Source organism: Gardnerella piotii, assembly GCF_049815665.1.
In the GTDB taxonomy this organism is placed as follows: Bacteria; Actinomycetota; Actinomycetes; order Actinomycetales; family Bifidobacteriaceae; genus Bifidobacterium; species Bifidobacterium piotii.
Genome location: NZ_CP187450.1, coordinates 512,205 through 530,201 on the forward strand (window position 1 = coordinate 512,205; position 17,997 = coordinate 530,201).

The 17,997-nt window shown below is 46.3% G+C and carries 13 protein-coding genes; 10 read left to right on the plus strand and 3 right to left on the minus strand.

Translation table 11 applies throughout. From position 1 onward, the window contains the following. Positions 1-18 precede the first annotated feature (18 nt). The 3 genes from ACPEIW_RS02180 to ACPEIW_RS02190 all read right to left on the minus strand — a co-directional run bounded on the left by ACPEIW_RS02180 (position 19) and on the right by ACPEIW_RS02190 (position 3,836). Complete coding sequence (locus tag ACPEIW_RS02180) at positions 19-1,344, minus strand: hydroxymethylglutaryl-CoA reductase, degradative (protein WP_425664119.1); 1,326 nt, start codon at positions 1,342-1,344, stop codon at positions 19-21. A gap of 313 nt (positions 1,345-1,657) precedes the next feature. After that, complete coding sequence (locus ACPEIW_RS02185; RefSeq protein WP_116438276.1) at positions 1,658-2,950, minus strand: thiolase family protein; 1,293 nt, start codon at positions 2,948-2,950, stop codon at positions 1,658-1,660. Between the two features lie 304 nt (positions 2,951-3,254). Beyond that, positions 3,255-3,836, minus strand: coding sequence for a xanthine phosphoribosyltransferase (locus tag ACPEIW_RS02190; RefSeq protein WP_032816948.1), 582 nt, complete (start codon positions 3,834-3,836; stop codon positions 3,255-3,257). A 306-nt stretch (positions 3,837-4,142) separates the two neighbouring features. On the opposite strand from ACPEIW_RS02190, the gene ACPEIW_RS02195 reads away from it, so the two are divergent. From ACPEIW_RS02195 to alaS, 10 genes are all read left to right on the plus strand, one after another. After that, positions 4,143-7,118 (plus strand): UvrD-helicase domain-containing protein, encoded by a 2,976-nt coding sequence (locus ACPEIW_RS02195; RefSeq protein ID WP_032816946.1) that lies wholly within the window; start codon positions 4,143-4,145, stop codon positions 7,116-7,118. A 422-nt stretch (positions 7,119-7,540) separates the two neighbouring features. Next, positions 7,541-7,975 carry a DUF4418 family protein gene (locus ACPEIW_RS02200; RefSeq protein ID WP_016635725.1) on the plus strand — a complete coding sequence of 145 codons (435 nt, stop codon included), beginning with the start codon at positions 7,541-7,543 and terminating at the stop codon, positions 7,973-7,975. A gap of 21 nt (positions 7,976-7,996) precedes the next feature. Beyond that, the gene (locus ACPEIW_RS02205) at positions 7,997-9,208 is read left to right on the plus strand and encodes an ABC transporter permease (RefSeq protein WP_425664122.1); all 1,212 of its coding nucleotides are present in this window, start codon (positions 7,997-7,999) and stop codon (positions 9,206-9,208) included. Positions 9,209-9,245: 37 nt separating this feature from the next. Continuing rightward, positions 9,246-10,019 (plus strand): ABC transporter ATP-binding protein, encoded by a 774-nt coding sequence (locus ACPEIW_RS02210; RefSeq protein ID WP_425664375.1) that lies wholly within the window; start codon positions 9,246-9,248, stop codon positions 10,017-10,019. Positions 10,020-10,272: 253 nt separating this feature from the next. After that, positions 10,273-10,899, plus strand: coding sequence for a 30S ribosomal protein S4 (rpsD, locus tag ACPEIW_RS02215; RefSeq protein WP_004113375.1), 627 nt, complete (start codon positions 10,273-10,275; stop codon positions 10,897-10,899). Between the two features lie 1,346 nt (positions 10,900-12,245). Then, positions 12,246-13,580: a galactose-1-phosphate uridylyltransferase gene (galT, locus tag ACPEIW_RS02220; protein WP_425664377.1), complete on the plus strand. Its 1,335-nt coding sequence runs from the start codon at positions 12,246-12,248 to the stop codon at positions 13,578-13,580. A 109-nt stretch (positions 13,581-13,689) separates the two neighbouring features. Continuing rightward, on the plus strand, positions 13,690-14,364 hold the full coding sequence (locus ACPEIW_RS02225) for a histidine phosphatase family protein (RefSeq protein WP_425664125.1): 675 nt from the start codon (positions 13,690-13,692) through the stop codon (positions 14,362-14,364). Between the two features lie 140 nt (positions 14,365-14,504). Then, entirely contained in the window at positions 14,505-14,939 is a 435-nt protein-coding gene (locus tag ACPEIW_RS02230; RefSeq protein ID WP_004131946.1) for a DUF948 domain-containing protein, read from the plus strand. Beyond that, positions 14,939-15,217, plus strand: a complete 279-nt coding sequence (locus ACPEIW_RS02235) for a hypothetical protein (protein ID WP_425664127.1) — start codon at positions 14,939-14,941, stop codon at positions 15,215-15,217. Before ACPEIW_RS02230 ends, ACPEIW_RS02235 begins: the two co-directional genes overlap by 1 nt. A gap of 52 nt (positions 15,218-15,269) precedes the next feature. Further along, positions 15,270-17,951, plus strand: coding sequence for an alanine--tRNA ligase (gene alaS / locus ACPEIW_RS02240; protein WP_425664129.1), 2,682 nt, complete (start codon positions 15,270-15,272; stop codon positions 17,949-17,951). Positions 17,952-17,997: the final 46 nt, after the last annotated feature.

The following is a 17,997-nucleotide window of genomic DNA, read 5'->3' on the forward strand; positions in this document are numbered from 1 at the left end:
CCGCGCGTTTTTGCGGTTTTACGTGTTCCTGCGCTTGCGCAAATCATCAAGAATTATTCTTGCAGAATTCGTGTTCAAATCGGAAGAATTTTCGTTTAGAAGCGCGTGCACAACCTTTTGAATTTCGTCCCCGCGCGCTCCAGAAGCGATAGCGATGTTTGCGGCCTGAAGGCGCATGTGGCCAGCCTGGATTCCAGGGCCCGCGAGTGCGCGAAGAGCCGCCAAGTTTTGCACGAGTCCTACGGCTGCTAGAACGTTTCGAAAATCGTTGGCGTTATTGACTTTAGCAAGTTGCAGCGCGATTTTTGACATTGGGAGCGAGGCGATTGCGCCGCCCACTGTGCCGATTTGCAATGGGATTTCGATGCGGCCGTAAAGGATTTGGTCGTTATTTTGCAAGGTCCACGTTGAAAGAGGCATGTAGCGGCCAGATTTTGCGGCCCATTCGTGCGCGGCGGCTTGCAATGCGCGCGTGTCGTTGCCTGATGCGAGTGTTGCAGCCACTATTCCGTTTAGGATTCCTTTATTGTGTGTTGCAGCGCGCTCCGCGTCTACGGCGGCCAGTGAGCTTAAGGCGGCGATGCGGCGCGCAAGGCGCATGCCGTCGGCATCTCCAGCCGCGGCAGTTTTTGCGCTAGGCACAAGCGCTTCTACGGGTATGCGCACTTCGGCGACTGTTGCCGCGCGGCTGGAGTTGGCAAGAATTGCCACCAGCGCCTTGCGCCCAACCCAGCTTTCCAGCTGGGTTTTAACAGCTTCGCCAATGGTGTTTGCAATGTTTGCGCCCATTGCATCGCACGCGTTTATGTCTAGTGTTAGCTTGGCGAAGCCTGTTAACGCCGCCGCCTGCGCGCGTTCTAATCCGCCGCCGCGTTGGTATATTGATGGGTGCGCGGAGCGCGCAATCTCACTAATCGCCGCGCGTTTTGACTCGTCTCGCATTATGCTATCTAGTTTTTGGGCTACGCTTCCGTCCGCGTCTTCAAAAACGATTTGCGCGCGCGTAACGTAATGCTCGTTGCGTGCAACAACGCCGTTTTCTAGGCTTTTCGACGCGATTTTTGCGCCGTTGCATGCGGCAGCGATTACGGACGGCTCTTCCGTAGCCATCATCACGTTTCGAGTAACGCCGTTTACTTTTAGGCCGCGCACAACGCCTACTGGCAGGCTGAATCGCCCGATTTGATTTTCGATCATGCTGTTTGCAACGCTTGCAGGAATGTTTGTTTCGCTGCTTTGCGCGAGTTGCTCGAGCAGAAGTTGCGCAAAATCGCCGCTAAGCGCGCACTCTGATTCCAGCGTTTTTATGCGCTGTTCTACGCTTAATTCTCGAAAAGCTGCCATGTTTCTCCATTTTTTGCGCTATTTTCACGATTTTCATTTTTACGTTTTTCACTTTTGCAATGTTTCTTTGACGCCATTGACGCCATTTTTCAAGTCGCCAGTAGCCGCCACATTCGCTAGCAGCCGCATAACTGCGACCAGTCGCGCGTGTTGTAAGCATCCGCAAAGTCGCCAGCAACCGCGCGATTTGCGACACTCCGCAAGTGGTGTCATTCGTATACGCACACTCCGTGCGTGTCGCAACACGCATCCTTCAGTCGTCACAACTCCAGTTGCAACACACGCACGTCAACCGCGCAAGTCAATCGCACGTCTACTTTCGCATCCTAACTTGCATGCTCACTCCAATTCCGCCTCCCACGCACAGCGCCGCAACGCCGTTTTGCATGTGATTGTCTTTAAGCGCGTAAAGAAGTGTTGTTAAAATCCTGGCTCCGCTAGCGCCAAGCGGGTGACCGAGCGCAATCGCGCCGCCTCTTACGTTCAGCTTGCTTTCGCTTATGTTCAGCTGCTGGCAAACGGCTATGCTTTGCGCAGCAAACGCTTCGTTAATCTCAAAAAGGTCAATGTTTTCAACGGTGTAGCCCGTGTTTTTTAGCATGCGCTCCATAACGTGTTTTGGCGCGTATCCCATAAGGTCTGGGCTGATTCCGCCCTCGGCAAATCCCACGATTTCTGCCAAATAGTCGATTCCGTGCGCGATTGCGTAGTCTTTGCTCATTAAGACGAGTGCTGCTGCTCCGTCGTTGATACCGCTCGCGTTTCCAGCGGTTACGGTAGGCGAGTGTTTTGTGCCAGAATCTGCCTCGCTCATTCCACCAGTTTCGCGACTGCCAGAATCCGCCTCACTCAAGCCACAGTTCGCTCCACGCATTCCATCAGCTTCGCGCGTTCCAAAATCCGCCTCAAACAACGTTTTAAGCTTAGCCAATTTCTCCATAGAAGTGTTGGCTCGAGGATGCTCGTCTCGGCTAATCAAAGTTCCATCCGCAAGCTGCACGGGAGCAATCTCCGCGTCAAAATCGCCGTTGTTTTGCGCAAAAACGGCTTTCTGGTGCGATTTTAGCGCAAAAGCGTCTTGCTGCTCGCGCGTTATTCCAAACTTTGCAGCCACGTTTTCTGCAGTAACGCCCATTTCTTTGCCAGTAAAAGCATCACAAAGACCGTCTTTTTTTAGTCCATCAACCAGCGCGCTGTTGCCGTAGCGAATGCCACCAAATCGCATGTTTTGCGCGTAAAACGGCACGTTGCTCATGCTTTCCGTGCCGCCAGCAACTACGACTTGTGCGTCTCCCATGCAAATCGCCGACTGCGCAAGGCGAATGGCTTTAAGACCAGACCCACAAACCTCGTTGATTGTCATTGCGCAACTTGACTCGTCAAGCCCCGATCTAAGGGCGATTTGGCGCGCAACGTTTTGACCGCTGCCTGCTTGAAGTACGTTGCCAAAAATCGCTTGATCTACGGATTTTGGGCTGATTCCTGCGCGTTCGATTGCGGCTTTTGCTGCGATTGTTCCTAACTCAACAGATGTGAGCGACTTCAACGCGCCTCCGAATTTGCCTATCGGTGTGCGCGCTGCGCTTACAATCACAACATCACTCATACGTTTAGCCGCCAATCAGTTGAAAACTAGCCGATTAAAGCTATCTTGATCAAGCTATCTTATTGAAAATTATTAAAAATTGCATGTTGAAAACTAGCACATTTAGAGTAATAGGTTTCAAACACCAACCGAACTACTTTATCGTATTTTTACGCAAAATTGCGATTTGTGAAGAATTATGTTTAATTTTTTCACAATTTGCGCACAATCGCATTTTTCGCATTTTCCGCTTTTTGTACGTGTTTTGGCCTGAATTTGGTACAAAATGCGGAAGTATCGTGTGGTATAAAATGCGAAAGTATCGCTATTTGCGGAATGTGATTGAGCCATCGCTAGGATCCATCGACTCCACAATCGCCAGCGAATCCAAGTCATATCCAGCTTCGCGCAACGCGTCTCCGCCGCCTTGGAAGCCTTTTTCAATCGCAATGCCAATGCCAGCAACCGTGGCTCCAGCGTGATCGCAAATGTCAATCAACCCTTGCAAAGCCTTGCCATTAGCCAAAAAATCGTCCAAAATCAAAACGCGGTCGTCTGCGCTCAAATATTTTCTAGACACAATTACAGGGAACTCGCGCTGCTTTGTAAACGAGAATACGGTAGACACGTATTGATCGCCATCCAGGTTTATTGATTGCGCTTTCTTTGCAAAAACCACTGGAATGTTTCCAAAATGACGCGCGGCAACGCACGCGATTCCGATTCCCGAAGACTCGATTGTTAGGATTTTGTTGATTTGCGTGTTTTGAAAATGCTGCGCCCAAGCGGCTCCCATTGCATCAAAAAGCGCACAATCGCACTGGTGGTTAAGGAATGCGTCGACTTTCAAAACATTTCCTGGCTTAACAATGCCTTCTTTTTGGATGCGTTCTTCAAGTTCTTGCACGATTATTCCTTTCAAATTGCGCCGTATTTTGCGTGTGCAGCGGTATCTGTATAGCTTACCCCCAGCTTTGACCGCGCTCCGACCTGTCTGAGCGCTTAGACCGCGCGAACGATGCAAAACGTTGTTTAGAGCTACAAAGTGCGTCAGTTTTTCCGCTTTTTGTACGTGATTTGGGTCAAATGTGCTACAAAGTGCGTAAGTTGCGTAATGCGTACAGTGCAAAACGCACGATTTGTGTTTGGCTGCCGTCCGTTAAAATTGGTTAGAGTTTAATTTTTGCGATTTGAAACATGGGAGCGAGCGGCTTTGAGCAAGTACGGTTACGATTTTGATTTGTTTGGCAATCCAGAAGATGCCAGCGAGCAGAGCGATGCTCCTATTAATGAAGTTTTCGACGAGCAGAGTGATGCTCCCATTAGCGATGCTTCTATTAGTGATGCTCCTATTAATGAAGATATGACGAGCGAGGTTTCTGCTTATACGGTTGCTGGCGATTTTTCCGCAAAATATTCAAATTCCGCACAATCTTCCCAAACAGCTCAATCTTCTGCCGCTGCCCAATACTCTCAAACATCCGCACAATCTTCCAACCTCCCCGAAATCAACCCACAATCGCTTTTAGAAGGCTTAAATCCTCAGCAATCCAAGGCTGTTCAATACACTGGCCCCGCGCTTTTAATCGGAGCTGGCGCAGGCAGTGGCAAAACGCGTGTTCTTACGCGCCGAATCGCGTGGATTTTGGCTAATCACAAAGCGTGGCCGAGCCAAATTCTTGCAATCACATTTACTAACAAGGCGGCAGCGGAGATGCGCGAGCGCTTGGCGAGCTTAATCGGCAATAGTGCAAATAGCATGTGGGTCTCTACTTTCCATTCTGCTTGCGTTAAGATTCTTCGCGCTCATGGCGATTCAATCGGCTTAAAATCAGGCTTTTCTATCTACGATTCTTCGGATTGCGAGCGTCTTGTTAAAATAATCGCATCCGAATTGAACATCGATATTAAAAAGTTTACGCCGAAACTTTTATTGTCTAAGATATCTGATTTCAAAAATAATTTGGTTACATGGCAGGAAAATCTTAAAAATTACGCACCAGATTATAAGCCAGGCGCGTCTGTATCTGGCGCATCTAGCTTTAATGCTGCTGGCAATGCCGATGCGCTTTACGCCGCTGTTTACGCGGAGTACCAAAATAGGCTTAGCGTTTCGAATGCTGTTGATTTTGACGATCTGATTATGCTAACGGTTAAGCTTTTGCGCCAAAATCCGCAAGTTAGCGCGTATTACAAGCGAAAGTTCCGCTACATTTTGGTTGACGAGTATCAAGATACAAATCACGCGCAATACGTTTTGATTCGCCAGCTTGCAGGTGTGGGTGATTATTCCGCAGTTTCACAAGTTTCCGCAGTTTCACCAGATTTCGCAGCTTCACCAGATTCCACTCAGCTTTCGCAATCGTCAATCACGGTTGTTGGCGATTCTGACCAGTCGATTTATGCTTTCCGCGGTGCAGATATTCGCAATATTCAAGACTTTGAGCAGGATTTTCCAAACGCTACAACAATTATGTTGGAGCAGAATTATCGCTCTACACAAACCATTTTGGATGCTGCAAATGCCGTGATTTCTAACAACACTAATCGCAAGCCTAAAAAGTTGTGGACATCTTTAGGCAAAGGCTCGCCAATCGTAGGCTACGTAGCAGATAACGCGCAAGGCGAGGCGATGTGGGTTGCTCAAGAAATCGCGCGCTTGGCAAGCGAAGATGGCGAAGATGGCGTAAACTACTCGGATATTGCTATTATGTATCGCGCAAATTCGCAATCGCGTAGCTTAGAAGATGCGCTTATTAAGTCGGGCTTGCCTTATCAACTTGTTGGCGGAACTAAGTTCTATGAGCGTCGCGAAGTTAAAGATGCTCTTGCTTACTTGCAATCGATTGCAAACCCTGATGATGATGTTAATATGCGCCGCATCTTAAACGTTCCAAAGCGTGGTCTTGGTGCGCGTGCTGAGTCGCAGATTACGTCTTATGCAAAAGAAAATTCTATAAGTTTTTGGTCTGCTCTTAGTCAAATAGATAAGATTGCGGAGCAAATTGGTATTTCATCTAGAACTTTTAATGCGCTTAAGAGTTTTAGGGATCTTATGACTTCGCTTATTGACTTTATGAAAGCTAACGATTCCAAGCCTTCTAAGGTTGTAGAGAACGTGCTTAACGAAAGCGGATTGTTGCAAGATTTGCGCGAGTCGAAAGACCCTCAAGATGAATTTAGAGTAGATAACTTGTCTCAATTGCAATCGGTTGCAGCCGAGTATGAGCAGAATACGCCTGATGCTAATGTTGCTGGTTTTTTGGAGACTACGGCTTTGGTTGCGGATTCGGATCAGCTTCCAGACCAGGGTGAAGATACTGGAAAAGTTACGCTTATGACGCTTCACACAGCTAAGGGCTTGGAGTATCCTGTTGTGTTTTTGACTGGCATGGAGCAGGGCACTTTCCCTCATTCGCGCTGTGTTGACAATCAAAAGGAGCTTTGCGAGGAGCGTCGTCTTGCATACGTTGGCATAACTCGCGCTAAGAAGATTTTGTACGTTACTTGGGCAGCTGAGCGCTCTCAATGGGGAAAGTCTGCGGAGATGATTCAAAGTCAGTTTTTGGACGAGATTCCTGCGGATTTGATTTGCTGGAAACGCAATGAAGCAGATGTTATGCGAGCTGGGCTTAGGGGAGCAGGCAGGGATTTTGACCGCGATTTTGCTGGCGATTTCTCCGACGATTTTGGAAGCGACGGCGGTTGGAGCGACGATTCGTACACAACTTACGGAGGCTCGAGTTATAGCGGATCTCGCTACAGCAAATCGCATTATGGCAGCTCATATGGTTCTTCAAAGTCTTATGGCAAGTCGTATGGTTCAAAGTCGTATGGTTCTAGTTCGTATGGCAGCTCATACGGCAAGTCGTATGGCTCAAAATCTGGCAAAGTCACCACGCGAATCGCAAGAAAATCGAGCGCATCGTACCAAAGTCAATCGTCCACCTCAAATTTGCAATCGTCCGCATCGTCATTATCTTACAAAAAGCAAAGTTTGCAAGAAAAAGATAACAACCTAAACATCAACGATTTCCACGAAGGCGATAAGATTTCACACGACACATACGGTCTTGGAACTGTTCTTAAAACGCAAGACAAGGGCAGAAACTCGATTATTACAGTCGATTTTGGTTCGGATGGCGTAAAGCGACTTATGCTAAGAGCTGCTCCGATTGAGAAATTGTAAAATTGTAAAATTTCTCGTTTTATAGATGTTGTATGCAAAATAATACAATCTTATTGAAGATTACTTTAGATTGTTAATTGTGATGTTGTTATAGCTATTGCATGATTATATACACGAAAACAAAATATTCAAGACTTGTTTTCTATTAAGCTATACGAAAAAATATAAGAGTAAGAAAAATATAAGAGTAAGAGAAATATAAGCGCAAGAAGAATAAAAGTAAAAAAGAATAAAAGTAAAAACTGCAAATGTTCAAGATTGTGACTCAAGGGGAAGTCGATTAAGTTCTGAATCTTTGCGATTGTAGTTATAAACGAGATTTAAAAGGCGTGGCGCTTGCAAACGTGAGTGCCGTAAAGCGTGTTGCATTAAACAAAAAGCAACACTAAAAAATAATAACTAGATTTAATGAGGTATTTATTATGAAGAACAAATTATTCGCATCGCTTCACGCAATTGTGTTTGGAATTCTTATTGCTATAGCTCCATTGACATTTGCAAAACCATGCTCAACTGGTGGCATGAGCAAAATGTCTAAGATGCCTAAAATGCATATGATGATGCAGCCTATGGCATGCTACTACACAAGCCGCGTGGCTATTGGAATTGGCGTTGTTATAGCGATTCTAGGCATTATTGCGCTATTTGTTAAAGAACACGTTCGCGCTGGCTTAAATATTGCTGTAATTGCTAATTCTCTGTTTATGATTTCTACTACAACATTCCTTATTGGTGTTTGCAAAAGTCCAATGATGCATTGCGCATCTGTTATGCGCCCAACGTTGATTGTGTTATCTGTGCTAGCGTTGGTGTTTGCATCCGTTAGCGTGTATCTTGACACTAAGTCTGCTTGCTAGTGCGCATCTAAGTAATCTACTATGCGAACTATTACATTAAAGCGATTGCCGCTAGAAAACCTAAAGCAAAAGCCGTTAAGAACCGCCGCGTTAATCGTGGTTTCCGCGTGCTTAGCTGCAGTGTTTTTTGGCGGCTCGCTAATCTCCCTAAATCTTTCAAACGGCCTAAATAGCATGCGCGCTCGCCTTGGCGCGGATATTATGGTGATTCCACAAAACACATACAATCGCGCGGAAGCGTTGTTAACTAATGGCGGATCGAGCACGTTTTACTTTACGAACAATATTGAAGATTTTGTGCGAAAATCAAAAGGCGTTGAAAAAGCAAGCGTGCAAACTTACATATCTTCTCTATCTGCTGGATGCTGCGCGGAAAAGTTGCAAATCATAGGTTTTGACCCTACGAGTGACTTTGTAATCGCGCCATGGATTTATTCGCAACACAAAAACGAGCTTAAAAAAGGTCAGATGATTGCAGGCGCAAACGTGCTTGTTTCTTACCAAAACACGGTTCGCTTGTATGGGCACGAATGGCCGATTGTTGCGCAACTTGCTAAAACGGGCACTAGCCTAGATAACTCAGTGTTTGTAAACAGAGACACAATTCCAGCGGTTGTTAAGTATTCGTCGAAAGTTGGGCACACTGCGATTCCTGCAAAATACGCGCGCAAGGCCGTTAGTGCTGTTCTTGTAAAAGTGCGCAAGGGTTTTAGCGCTAAGAGTGTTGCGGAAAATATTCGTAAAACTAGCGGAATTAAAAGTCTTGGAATGGTTTTTCCAGGCGGAATTACAGAGCAGACTAAAAATAGCTTAGAGGTGCTAAACAAGGCGATTTTTCTTGGCGTTTTTGCGTTTTGGGCTGTGGGCGTGTTAATTCTTGTGTGCGTTTTTGCTGCATCTACATCGGAGCGCAAGAGGGAATTTGCTTCATTGAGGATTTTGGGCGCAAATAAGCGCATGCTTTTTGGTATGATTTCGCGCGAATCGGCTGTGATTGGCGTTGCAGGTGGCGTGATTGGCGTTGCGTTTGCTTCGCTTATTTTGTTCCCATACAATATTGCGATTTCTAGCCAGTTACAATTGCCGTATTTGGAGTCGAATGTTTGGTTTGTGTGCGCGCTTGCGGCAGTTTCTGTAGCGTTTTCGCTTGCTAGTGTTTTGGTAACTTCTGCGATTATTGTTGGGCGAATCGCAAGCAGGGAAGCGTATTTGACTTTAAGAGATGGCGAGTAAAGTGACGAGTGAGATGGCAAGCGAGATGGCAAGTGAGATGGCAAGTGAAGTGGCGAATAAAGTAATTGGCAACGATTTAGGCTTAGGTGATTTAGTCGTAAATCTTAAAAATGTTACTCGCGAATTTAAGCGCAAAAATCGCAAGTTTATTGCTGTAGACAATGTTGATTTTTCGCTTAAAGCTGGCGATTTTGCGGCAATTGTGGGCAAGTCTGGAAATGGAAAGTCAACTCTATTAAACATGATTGCAGGGCTTTTAAAGCCTACGCGCGGAAGTGTTACGATTTTTGGATGCAATATTTCGATGCCTTCTATAAGCGACGAGCAAACTTCTGCGATTCGCGCAAAAAACATTGGTTTTGTTACGCAATCGCAAACGCTTATTGCTAATTTGAATGTGCTAGATAACGTTATTTTGCCTGTTATGATTGCGCGCACATCTTCTAAGCGAGTAGGCGATTTTGCGCAAAAACTTGATCCAGAAGATTGTGCGAATTTAAATTCCTTTGCTATGGATTTGCTTAAGCAACTTAACGTTGACGATCTTGCGCATTGCTATCCGCGCGAGCTTTCTGGCGGAGAAATGCGTCGCGTTATGATTGCGCGCGCTTTGATTAATAAGCCGCGTTTGTTGATTTTGGACGAGCCTACTGGCGATTTGGATTCGCAAAATACTCAAACTGTTGTGTCTTTGCTGCGCGATTGTGCGGCTTCTGGAGCGGCTGTTTTAGTTGTGACTCACGATGAATCGGTTGCTGCAAGCGCTGACTGTGTTTACGCAATGGACTCTGGCGTTCTTCGCGCAAAATGATGATGTTGAGGCGAGCGCAACTATCTACAGTGCGGAGTAGTATAGGAAACGATGCCTATTTTCGTAGGCATTATCTGGAGCCTTAGCCCATCAGTGGGTCGGCGCGCAAGAATTATGGCGTTATTTCAGCGTTTTAATGCTTTCGCGTTCGTGTGTTTACACGAAGAAGCACTGGAGAGGCCGGCTCAGCGTGAATAATCGTAAAAGTTTGGTTCACGTTCCGTTCAGATAACGACAGAATAAAGGATTAGTAATGACTAATATTCAGCGTTCTCGCCGTCAGGTGCGTCTTTCTCGCGCCCTCGGCATCGCTTTGACCCCAAAGGCTCAGCGTATTTTCGAGAAGCGTCCATATGCTCCAGGTGAGCACGGTCGCACTCGTCGTCGTACCGAGTCCGATTACGCAGTACGTCTTCGCGAGAAGCAGCGTCTTCGCGCTCAGTACGGTCTTTCCGAGAAGCAGCTTCGTGCAGCTTACGAAAAGGGTACGCACACTGCAGGTCAGACTGGTGACGCAATGCTCACCGATTTGGAAACCCGTCTTGACGCTTTGGTTTTGCGCGCAGGTTTTGCTCGCACAACCGCTCAGGCTCGCCAGTTTGTTGTGCATCGTCACATCTTGGTAGATGGCAATCTTGTTGATCGCCCATCCTACCGTGTTAAGCCAGGCCAGACCATTCAGGTTCGCGCTAAGAGCCAGACAATGGTGCCATTCCAGATGGCTGCGGAAGGCGTTCATCGCGACGTTTTGCCAGCAGTTCCTGGTTACCTCGATGTGAATCTTGCCTCTTTGAAGGCTACTTTGACTCGTAAGCCGGAAGTCGATCAGATTCCAGTTGAAGTCAACATCCAGTACGTCGTCGAGTACTACGCTCGCTAAATTCTGGATTTCATTCTTAAGGACATACCGCTTGACCCCTGCTGTGCATTGCATAGTGGGGGTCAATGCGTTTGCGCTCCGACCTGCCTTCGCGCTCAAAGCGTAGCGCGCGATTTCCTATTTGATGTTGCGCGAGGTTTGAGTATTTCTCTCCTCGCAAGTCCCGTCGCTACGCTCCTCTTTTATTGCTCGTATAGAAATACATCAAACCTTCTGAATATCTAGAACTTTTACGTGATTTTCATCGCCGAGATTCTCGATTTTTCTTGCTGCTTCAGCGAATCACCATCAAAGATGCTGAGGTTCGCTTCATCCGCTGCGAAAAATCTTGAATCTCTACCTAGCTTGCGCTCCGACCTGCCTTGTGGTGCGATTGTAACTCGCGAGCGATTGGCGCTTGCATAAAAGCAATATGAATTATGCTAAAAGCTGGTTGTGTGTTGGTGAGCATTAACTTTTGTTAGGGAAAAATCGCCAGCAACCGAACATTATGCAACAAAACACTTTAATAATAAAACAAAATCACATATAATCATTACAACAATGCCCGTTATATTACAAAATATAACATTGTGCGAGTGTTGAATCAGAAAATATATAATAGGTAACTAAGCGTCTAAAGCGTGTTATTAAGATACAAAAGAATATATAAAAGAATAAAAGAAGATACAAAATACAAGTAAAACAGAATACGCAATAAAAGAAGATTAGAGAGTAGAAGAGACGATGGAGTCAAAGATGTCTCAACAAAATACCAAAGCGAATGCGCTAAAAGCACAACAACTTGCCACACGCGCAATTAACAAACGCGCAAAAGACGCGCTAAACAATAACACTTTTGAAGGGGTGGTCTTGTGGTAGAGCCTAAAAAGATTAACGGGTTGCACAATATTCCAACTACAGCTGGATTTGCAGGCCCAGGCGGCGGCTTTGAAGGTGGCGCTGCTGCAGGATTCGAGATTGACGACGCATCTAAGCATAAGAAGGCAGATGAACGCGAAGTTGAAAAAAGCTTGGAAGACACAGATGCTTTTGATGCAATAGACGTTAATGCGATTCGTGCTAGAAACAAAGCTAGCGGCGCAAACGAAACGGTTATGAGCAAAATTACAAGCACGGGTGTTGGGGATTCGTCGCTTAGTAGCCTTGTAGCTCAAGCCGAAGGAGAAGCTGCTGCCGATGTGCGCGATTCATTGTATGCAACTCAACAAATGCCTGCAATACCTGCGGTTTTAAGTGGTATTACGCCGCAAGAGCCGCCACGCGCAACGCAATCTCCGATTCGCGATTTTGGTGGCGAGTATCCGTATAAGTTGTATCGCCCTGGAACTTACGCGCGCGAGCATATGCGCATTACAGCAACAAAGCTTTCCGACGGACGCGACTTTTTCTACATAGATGACAATCCAGAATACGTTAGCGGCCACAAAACAAGGGAACTGATTGACCCTAGAAAGTTAGCGTATCGCTTTACTTCGCATGTTGATAGCGAAGGCAACGAAGTTCCTAGCGAAGTTCCACAAATGCGCCAAGATCCGCTTACAGGAGACTGGATTCCTATGTCTAGGTTGTGGGCAAAGCGGCCAGCTGCAGTTCTTAGTGAGGATTCAAATAATCATGATTCGGCGGATTCTGCGGATTCTGCGAAAGATTCTTCGCCATCAAGAATCGACCCATTTGCTGGCAGAAAGCCACAGTGCGAGTATCAAGATGGAGAGATTCCAGACGAAGACTACGACGTTGTTGTTTTTGAAAATCGCTATCCAGCTATGGCTCAGGTTGCAGGCGTGCCAAACACAACAACATACGTTGACGGAAATCCATTGTGGAAACAGGCTCCTGCAGCTGGACGATGCGAAGTGATTTGCTTTAGTTCCAACGAGAACATGCTGCCAGCTAATCTTTCTGTTTTGCGCATGCGCACGATTGTTGAAGCGTGGGCGTTTAGAACCGCAGAAATTAGCCAAATCGAAGGAATTGAGCAGATTTATCCGTTTGAAAATCACGGCAGTCAAATCGGCGTAACTTTGCATCATCCTCATGGTCAGATTTACGCGTATCCGTTTATTGCTCCTAGGTTGGAGCAGGAGTTGCGCCACACGGAGGCTTATTTTGAGCGCACTGGCAGCAATCTTCTTAAGGATTTGATGAATTCAGAGATTGAAGCTAAAAAGCGTGTGATTATGCATAATCACAGTTGGGTTGCGTATGTTCCAGCTGCCGCTCGATGGCCGCTAGAGGTGCATGTTGCTCCTGTTAGAGACGTTCTTACTTTGGATCAGCTTGACGACCAAGAGCGTTGGGATTTGGCGCAAATCTACATAACACTTCTTAAGCGTGCTAATAAGTTCTTTGGATTATCGTCTTCAAACGCGGGCGATTCGAGTGCTAAATCGTTTGCAAGTTCGGCTGCTTTCGACTTATCTTCTGGTATGAGTGATGCAAATTCCAGCGAATTCGTTGATTTGCCTTACGTTGCAGCGTGGCATCAAGCTCCTGTGCACGATTCTCGACGCTCACATTATCGCCTTAATTTGCAATTCTTCTCGTTTATGCGAGATGCCAATAAAATCAAGTATTTGGCTGGGTCGGAAGCAGGAATGGCATCTTGGATTTCCGATACTACTCCAGAGTTGATTGCAAGCAGATTCCAAGAATTAGGAGATGTTGACTTGGATTAGTCTTGATTAGTTGTGATTAGTCTTGATTAGTCGTGTCTTAATTTGATTAGTCTTGTCTTAATTACTCTGATTCTTACGCGTTTTACTTAAAAAGTGAGATGATTAAGTTATGTTGTTGCATCTTTATTTAGTTCGTCATGGTCAAACCATGTTTAATTGCTACAATCGCTTGCAAGGATGGAGCAATTCTCCACTAACTCAAAAAGGGCTTAAAGACGCCGATTTAGCGGCTCAAAAGCTTAAGAACATTGTTTTTGCTGCCGCATATTGCTCCGATACAACTCGCGCACAAATCACAGCTGAGCGTATTTTAAGCGAAAACGAAAAGAATACGCATATTCGTCCGCATCTTGTAAGCGATATGCATTTTCGTGAGCAATGCTACGGCTATTTTGAAGGCCAAGATATGAATATGGCTTGGTGGGCTGCAGGCGCGCCTCACGGAGCAAAAACGTATAACGAAATCGTTGAAAAATTTGGTCTTGCTGCAACTCGAGACATGCTTAAAGAGGCCGACCCATTCCACGATGCAGAGTCAGATATTGAATATTGGAAGCGTGTTGAAGGCGGTTTCAAAATAATCGCAAGCAATCCAGCGTTAAAAGATGGAGACAACGTTTTGCAAATCTCCCACGGAAACACGCTTTTAAGCCTTATGCATCGTTTTGCCCCTGCTGGCTACGATTTGAGTGAGCGCCCGCAAAATGGAAGTGTAACTCGCCTTGATTTCAACACGGCAGAGCCGATTGATCAAGCTATAACAATTAAGGGCTATAACGAGTAAATGCGATTAGTTTGCGCAAAAATGTTCACTAAGTGTTCACTAAATGTTCGCTAAATTTACAAAAAGAGTCTTGACTCTTCGTTAATCTTTTAATACATTGCGTGGGTAGTCGTGTGTAAAACAGCAGGAAAGAGGTTACGATGAGCGTTGGAGACATTGCTGCTCTTATTGCGGCGATTTCGTTTGCGGTGCTTTCGGGATTTATGATTTATCCGCTTATTCGGCTGGGTAAAATGTTCAATCAGATTTCTCAAACTGTTAAGGAATCGGGCGAACACGCTTTACCTGCTATCGACGAATCTGTTACCACAGTAAAACAAGTGAACAAAACCCTTGAAGACGTTAATGCCGTTACAGATGCTGCTCGCACTACAGCTACAAATGTTGGCGCTCTTACGGATTTGTATGGCGCTTTTCTTGGAAAGCCAGTTGTTAAAATTGCATCTGCTTGCTACGCGCTTAAAGACACTTTTAATGCGTTCTTTAATAAGGCTACTGTTCCAACGGATGCAGCAGAATCTTCCGCTAGGCATGCGGCAAATTCTGGCGAGTCGTTTACGCCTAAGGGGGAGTGATGTTTAAGCGTTTATTTTGGATTTGCATCGGTTTTGTAATGGGAGTTATGTCTGTTACAAAAGCTCGCGCGTACGTTAAGGAAAAGTTCCCGCAAAACGCTAGGAATTTCTTCTTCGATAAAGATCCAAAAAATCTTACTTTAAACACGATTCTGTCTTTGTACAATGATTTTAATTCCAGCAGAAAAGCCCACGAGTCGCAGCTTAACTCTAAGTATGCTAGTAAGTATGCTGATAAGCGTGACGATTCGTTTACAAACAAGTCTTATACTAAGTAGTTACTAAGTAGTCTTATACTAAGTCTGATAAATAAAAAAGGAGTTCGTACCCATGCGCACAGCAGAAATTGCAAAGCGTTATCTTGACTATTTTGGTAATCATGGACATATGGTCGTGCCTTCTGCATCGCTGATTTCTCCAAATCCAACGACGCTTTTCACGATTGCAGGCATGGTTCCATTCATACCTTATCTTTTAGGAGAGCAAACGCCTCCTTCTCGCAGAATGACGTCTAACCAAAAGTGCGTGCGTACGCTCGATATTGACGAAGTTGGTAAAACAACTCGCCACGGTACCTTCTTCCAAATGGTTGGTAACTTTAGTTTTGGCGACTATTTTAAGGAAGAAGCAATTCACTATGCTTGGGAGCTTTTAACAACTCCTCAAGATAAGGGCGGCTACGGTTTTGACCCAGAAAAGCTGTGGGTTACTACTTTTACAGACGACGACGAAGCTCGTGCAATTTGGAAGAATGAGGGCTTTGACCCAGAGCACATGCAAGTTTTCGGTATGGAAGATAACTTCTGGACTACTGGTGGCCCTGGCCCTGGCGGCCCATGCTCCGAGATTTACGTTGATCGTGGCCCAGAATACGGCAAGGATGGCGGTCCTGCTGCAGACGAATCTCGTTTTATTGAGATCTGGGATTTGGTTTTTGAGAACTTCCAGGTAGACAACGTAAAGTCTAAGACCGATTTGCACATTGTTGGTGAGCTTGATCAAAAGAATATTGATACAGGCGCTGGTTTGGAGCGTTTGGCTTACCTTATGCAAGGCAAGGAAAACATTTACGAAACCGACGAAGTTTACCCAGTTATTGAAGCTGCAGAAAAACTTAGCGGCGTAAAGTACGGCAGCAACGCCGATGCGGATGTTCGTTTCCGCGTTGTAGCAGATCACGTGCGTTCCGCGTTGATGATTATGAGCGATGGCGTGCGTCCAAGCAATGTTGGCCGCGGATACGTGCTTCGCCGTCTTCTTCGCAGAACTGTTCGCGCAATGCGTATGCTTGGCGTGCAAGACCCAGTTTTGCCAACCTTGTTCCCAGTTTCTAAGGGCGCTATGGAACCAAGCTACCCAGAGCTTAATAACACTTTCCACGAGGTTAGCGAAGCTGCATACGGTGAGGAAGATACGTTCCGCCGCACTCTAGAAAAGGGCACGACTATTCTTGACTTGGCTGTTGAAAAAGCTAAGAAGGAACACAAGGATGACCCTATTGTTGGCGGCTCCGACGCATTTACTTTGCACGATACTTACGGCTTCCCAATTGAGTTGACTCTAGAGATGGCTGCTGAGCAGGGTGTTAAGGTTGATGAAGCTAAGTTCCGCGAGCTTATGAGCGAGCAGAAAGGTCGCGCTCGCGCGGATGCTTTGAAGAAGCGCCACAATGTGGACGTTAGCGTTTACGACGACATTAAGAAGGAGCTTGAAAAGCCAATCGACTTCCTCGGTTACACAGACTTCTCCAGCCGTTCAAACGTTTTGGCAATTGTTGAAGCAGGTAAGGGCTCTGTTAAAAGCGTTAGCGCTCCTGCAAACGTTGAAGTTATTCTTGATCGCACGCCATTCTATGCTGAGCGCGGTGGTCAGATTGCAGATCAGGGTGAGATTATTTCCGACGACGGCGCAATTTTGGAGGTTGACGATGTTCAGCGTCCAATTAAGGATTTGATTGTTCACAGCTGCCGACTTACTGAAGGAACTCTTAGCGTTGGTGCTCCAGTGAACACAAATATTGATCAGGTTCGTAGAGCTGCTTTGGCTAGAAGCCACACTGCTACACACACTCTTCACAAGGCTTTGCGAGAAGAGCTTGGCCCGCAGGCAACTCAGCGCGGTTCTGTAGTAGATCCAGACCGTTTGCGCTTTGACTTCCAATGGCCAAAGGCTGTTGATAAAGATGCGTTGTTGCGCGTAGAAGCTCGCGTAAACGAGCGCATTCGCGAAGACTTGCAAGTTGTTCCAAAGGAAATGCCAATTGACGACGCTTTCAAGCTTGGAGCAATGCACTTGTTCGGCGAAAAGTATGGAGATATTGTTCGCGTTGTAGAGATTGGCGACGGCTGGAGCCGCGAGCTTTGTGGCGGTACTCATGCTAAGAGCACTGGCAAGATTGGCATGGTTACAATCCTTTCCGAGTCTTCTATTGGCTCTGGTGTGCGCAGAATCGACGCGCTTTGCGGCGAAGAAGCGTACCAATATGGCGCTCGCGAGCATGCTTTGGTTGCGCAACTTGCAGACATGGTTAATGCTCGTCCAGACGAGTTAGCTGAGCGTTTAGAGTCTTTGCTTAACAAGATGAAGGATTCCGATCGCAAGCTTTCTGCGGTTTATGAGGCTCAACTTAACGAGGCTGTTCCAGAATTGGTTGATGCAGCTAAGCAAAGCAGCTCAAAGATTAAGCTTGCTGTAAAGAATGTTGGAAACTTCGGTTCCTTCGACGCTTTGCGCAAGACTGTTCTTGACGTTCGTTCTCGCTTGGGCGAAGATGCGCCAGTGGTTGTAGCTTTGTGCGGTGTAAACGAGAGCGATAAGCCAATGGTTGCTGTTGCTACTAACGATGCAGCTCGCTCGGCTGGCGCTAAGGCTGGCGACTTGGTGCGTACAGCTTCCAAGGTGCTTGGCGGCGGTGGCGGCGGCAAGCCAGACTTTGCTCAAGGTGGCGGTGCAGATGCTTCTAAGATTGATGAAGCACTCGAGGCCGTGAAAGCCGAAGTTTTGAAGCTATAGTCAAAAGGTTAAATGTTTAATATGTTTAACACTCGAGCCGAATTAA

Bases quoted from the DNA above. Each gene is read 5' to 3' on its own strand.
- ACPEIW_RS02205 (WP_425664122.1), top strand. From the start codon at position 7,997: ATGCGAACTATTACATTAAAGCGATTGCCGCTAGAAAACCTAAAGCAA.
- rpsD (WP_004113375.1), top strand. From the start codon at position 10,273: ATGACTAATATTCAGCGTTCTCGCCGTCAGGTGCGTCTTTCTCGCGCC.
- ACPEIW_RS02230 (WP_004131946.1), top strand. From the start codon at position 14,505: ATGAGCGTTGGAGACATTGCTGCTCTTATTGCGGCGATTTCGTTTGCG.
- ACPEIW_RS02180 (WP_425664119.1), bottom strand. From the start codon at position 1,344: ATGGCAGCTTTTCGAGAATTAAGCGTAGAACAGCGCATAAAAACGCTG.
- ACPEIW_RS02235 (WP_425664127.1), top strand. From the start codon at position 14,939: ATGTTTAAGCGTTTATTTTGGATTTGCATCGGTTTTGTAATGGGAGTT.
- ACPEIW_RS02225 (WP_425664125.1), top strand. From the start codon at position 13,690: ATGTTGTTGCATCTTTATTTAGTTCGTCATGGTCAAACCATGTTTAAT.
- ACPEIW_RS02210 (WP_425664375.1), top strand. From the start codon at position 9,246: ATGGCAAGTGAAGTGGCGAATAAAGTAATTGGCAACGATTTAGGCTTA.
- ACPEIW_RS02200 (WP_016635725.1), top strand. From the start codon at position 7,541: ATGAAGAACAAATTATTCGCATCGCTTCACGCAATTGTGTTTGGAATT.
- galT (WP_425664377.1), top strand. From the start codon at position 12,246: ATGCGCATTACAGCAACAAAGCTTTCCGACGGACGCGACTTTTTCTAC.
- ACPEIW_RS02185 (WP_116438276.1), bottom strand. From the start codon at position 2,950: ATGAGTGATGTTGTGATTGTAAGCGCAGCGCGCACACCGATAGGCAAA.
- alaS (WP_425664129.1), top strand. From the start codon at position 15,270: ATGCGCACAGCAGAAATTGCAAAGCGTTATCTTGACTATTTTGGTAAT.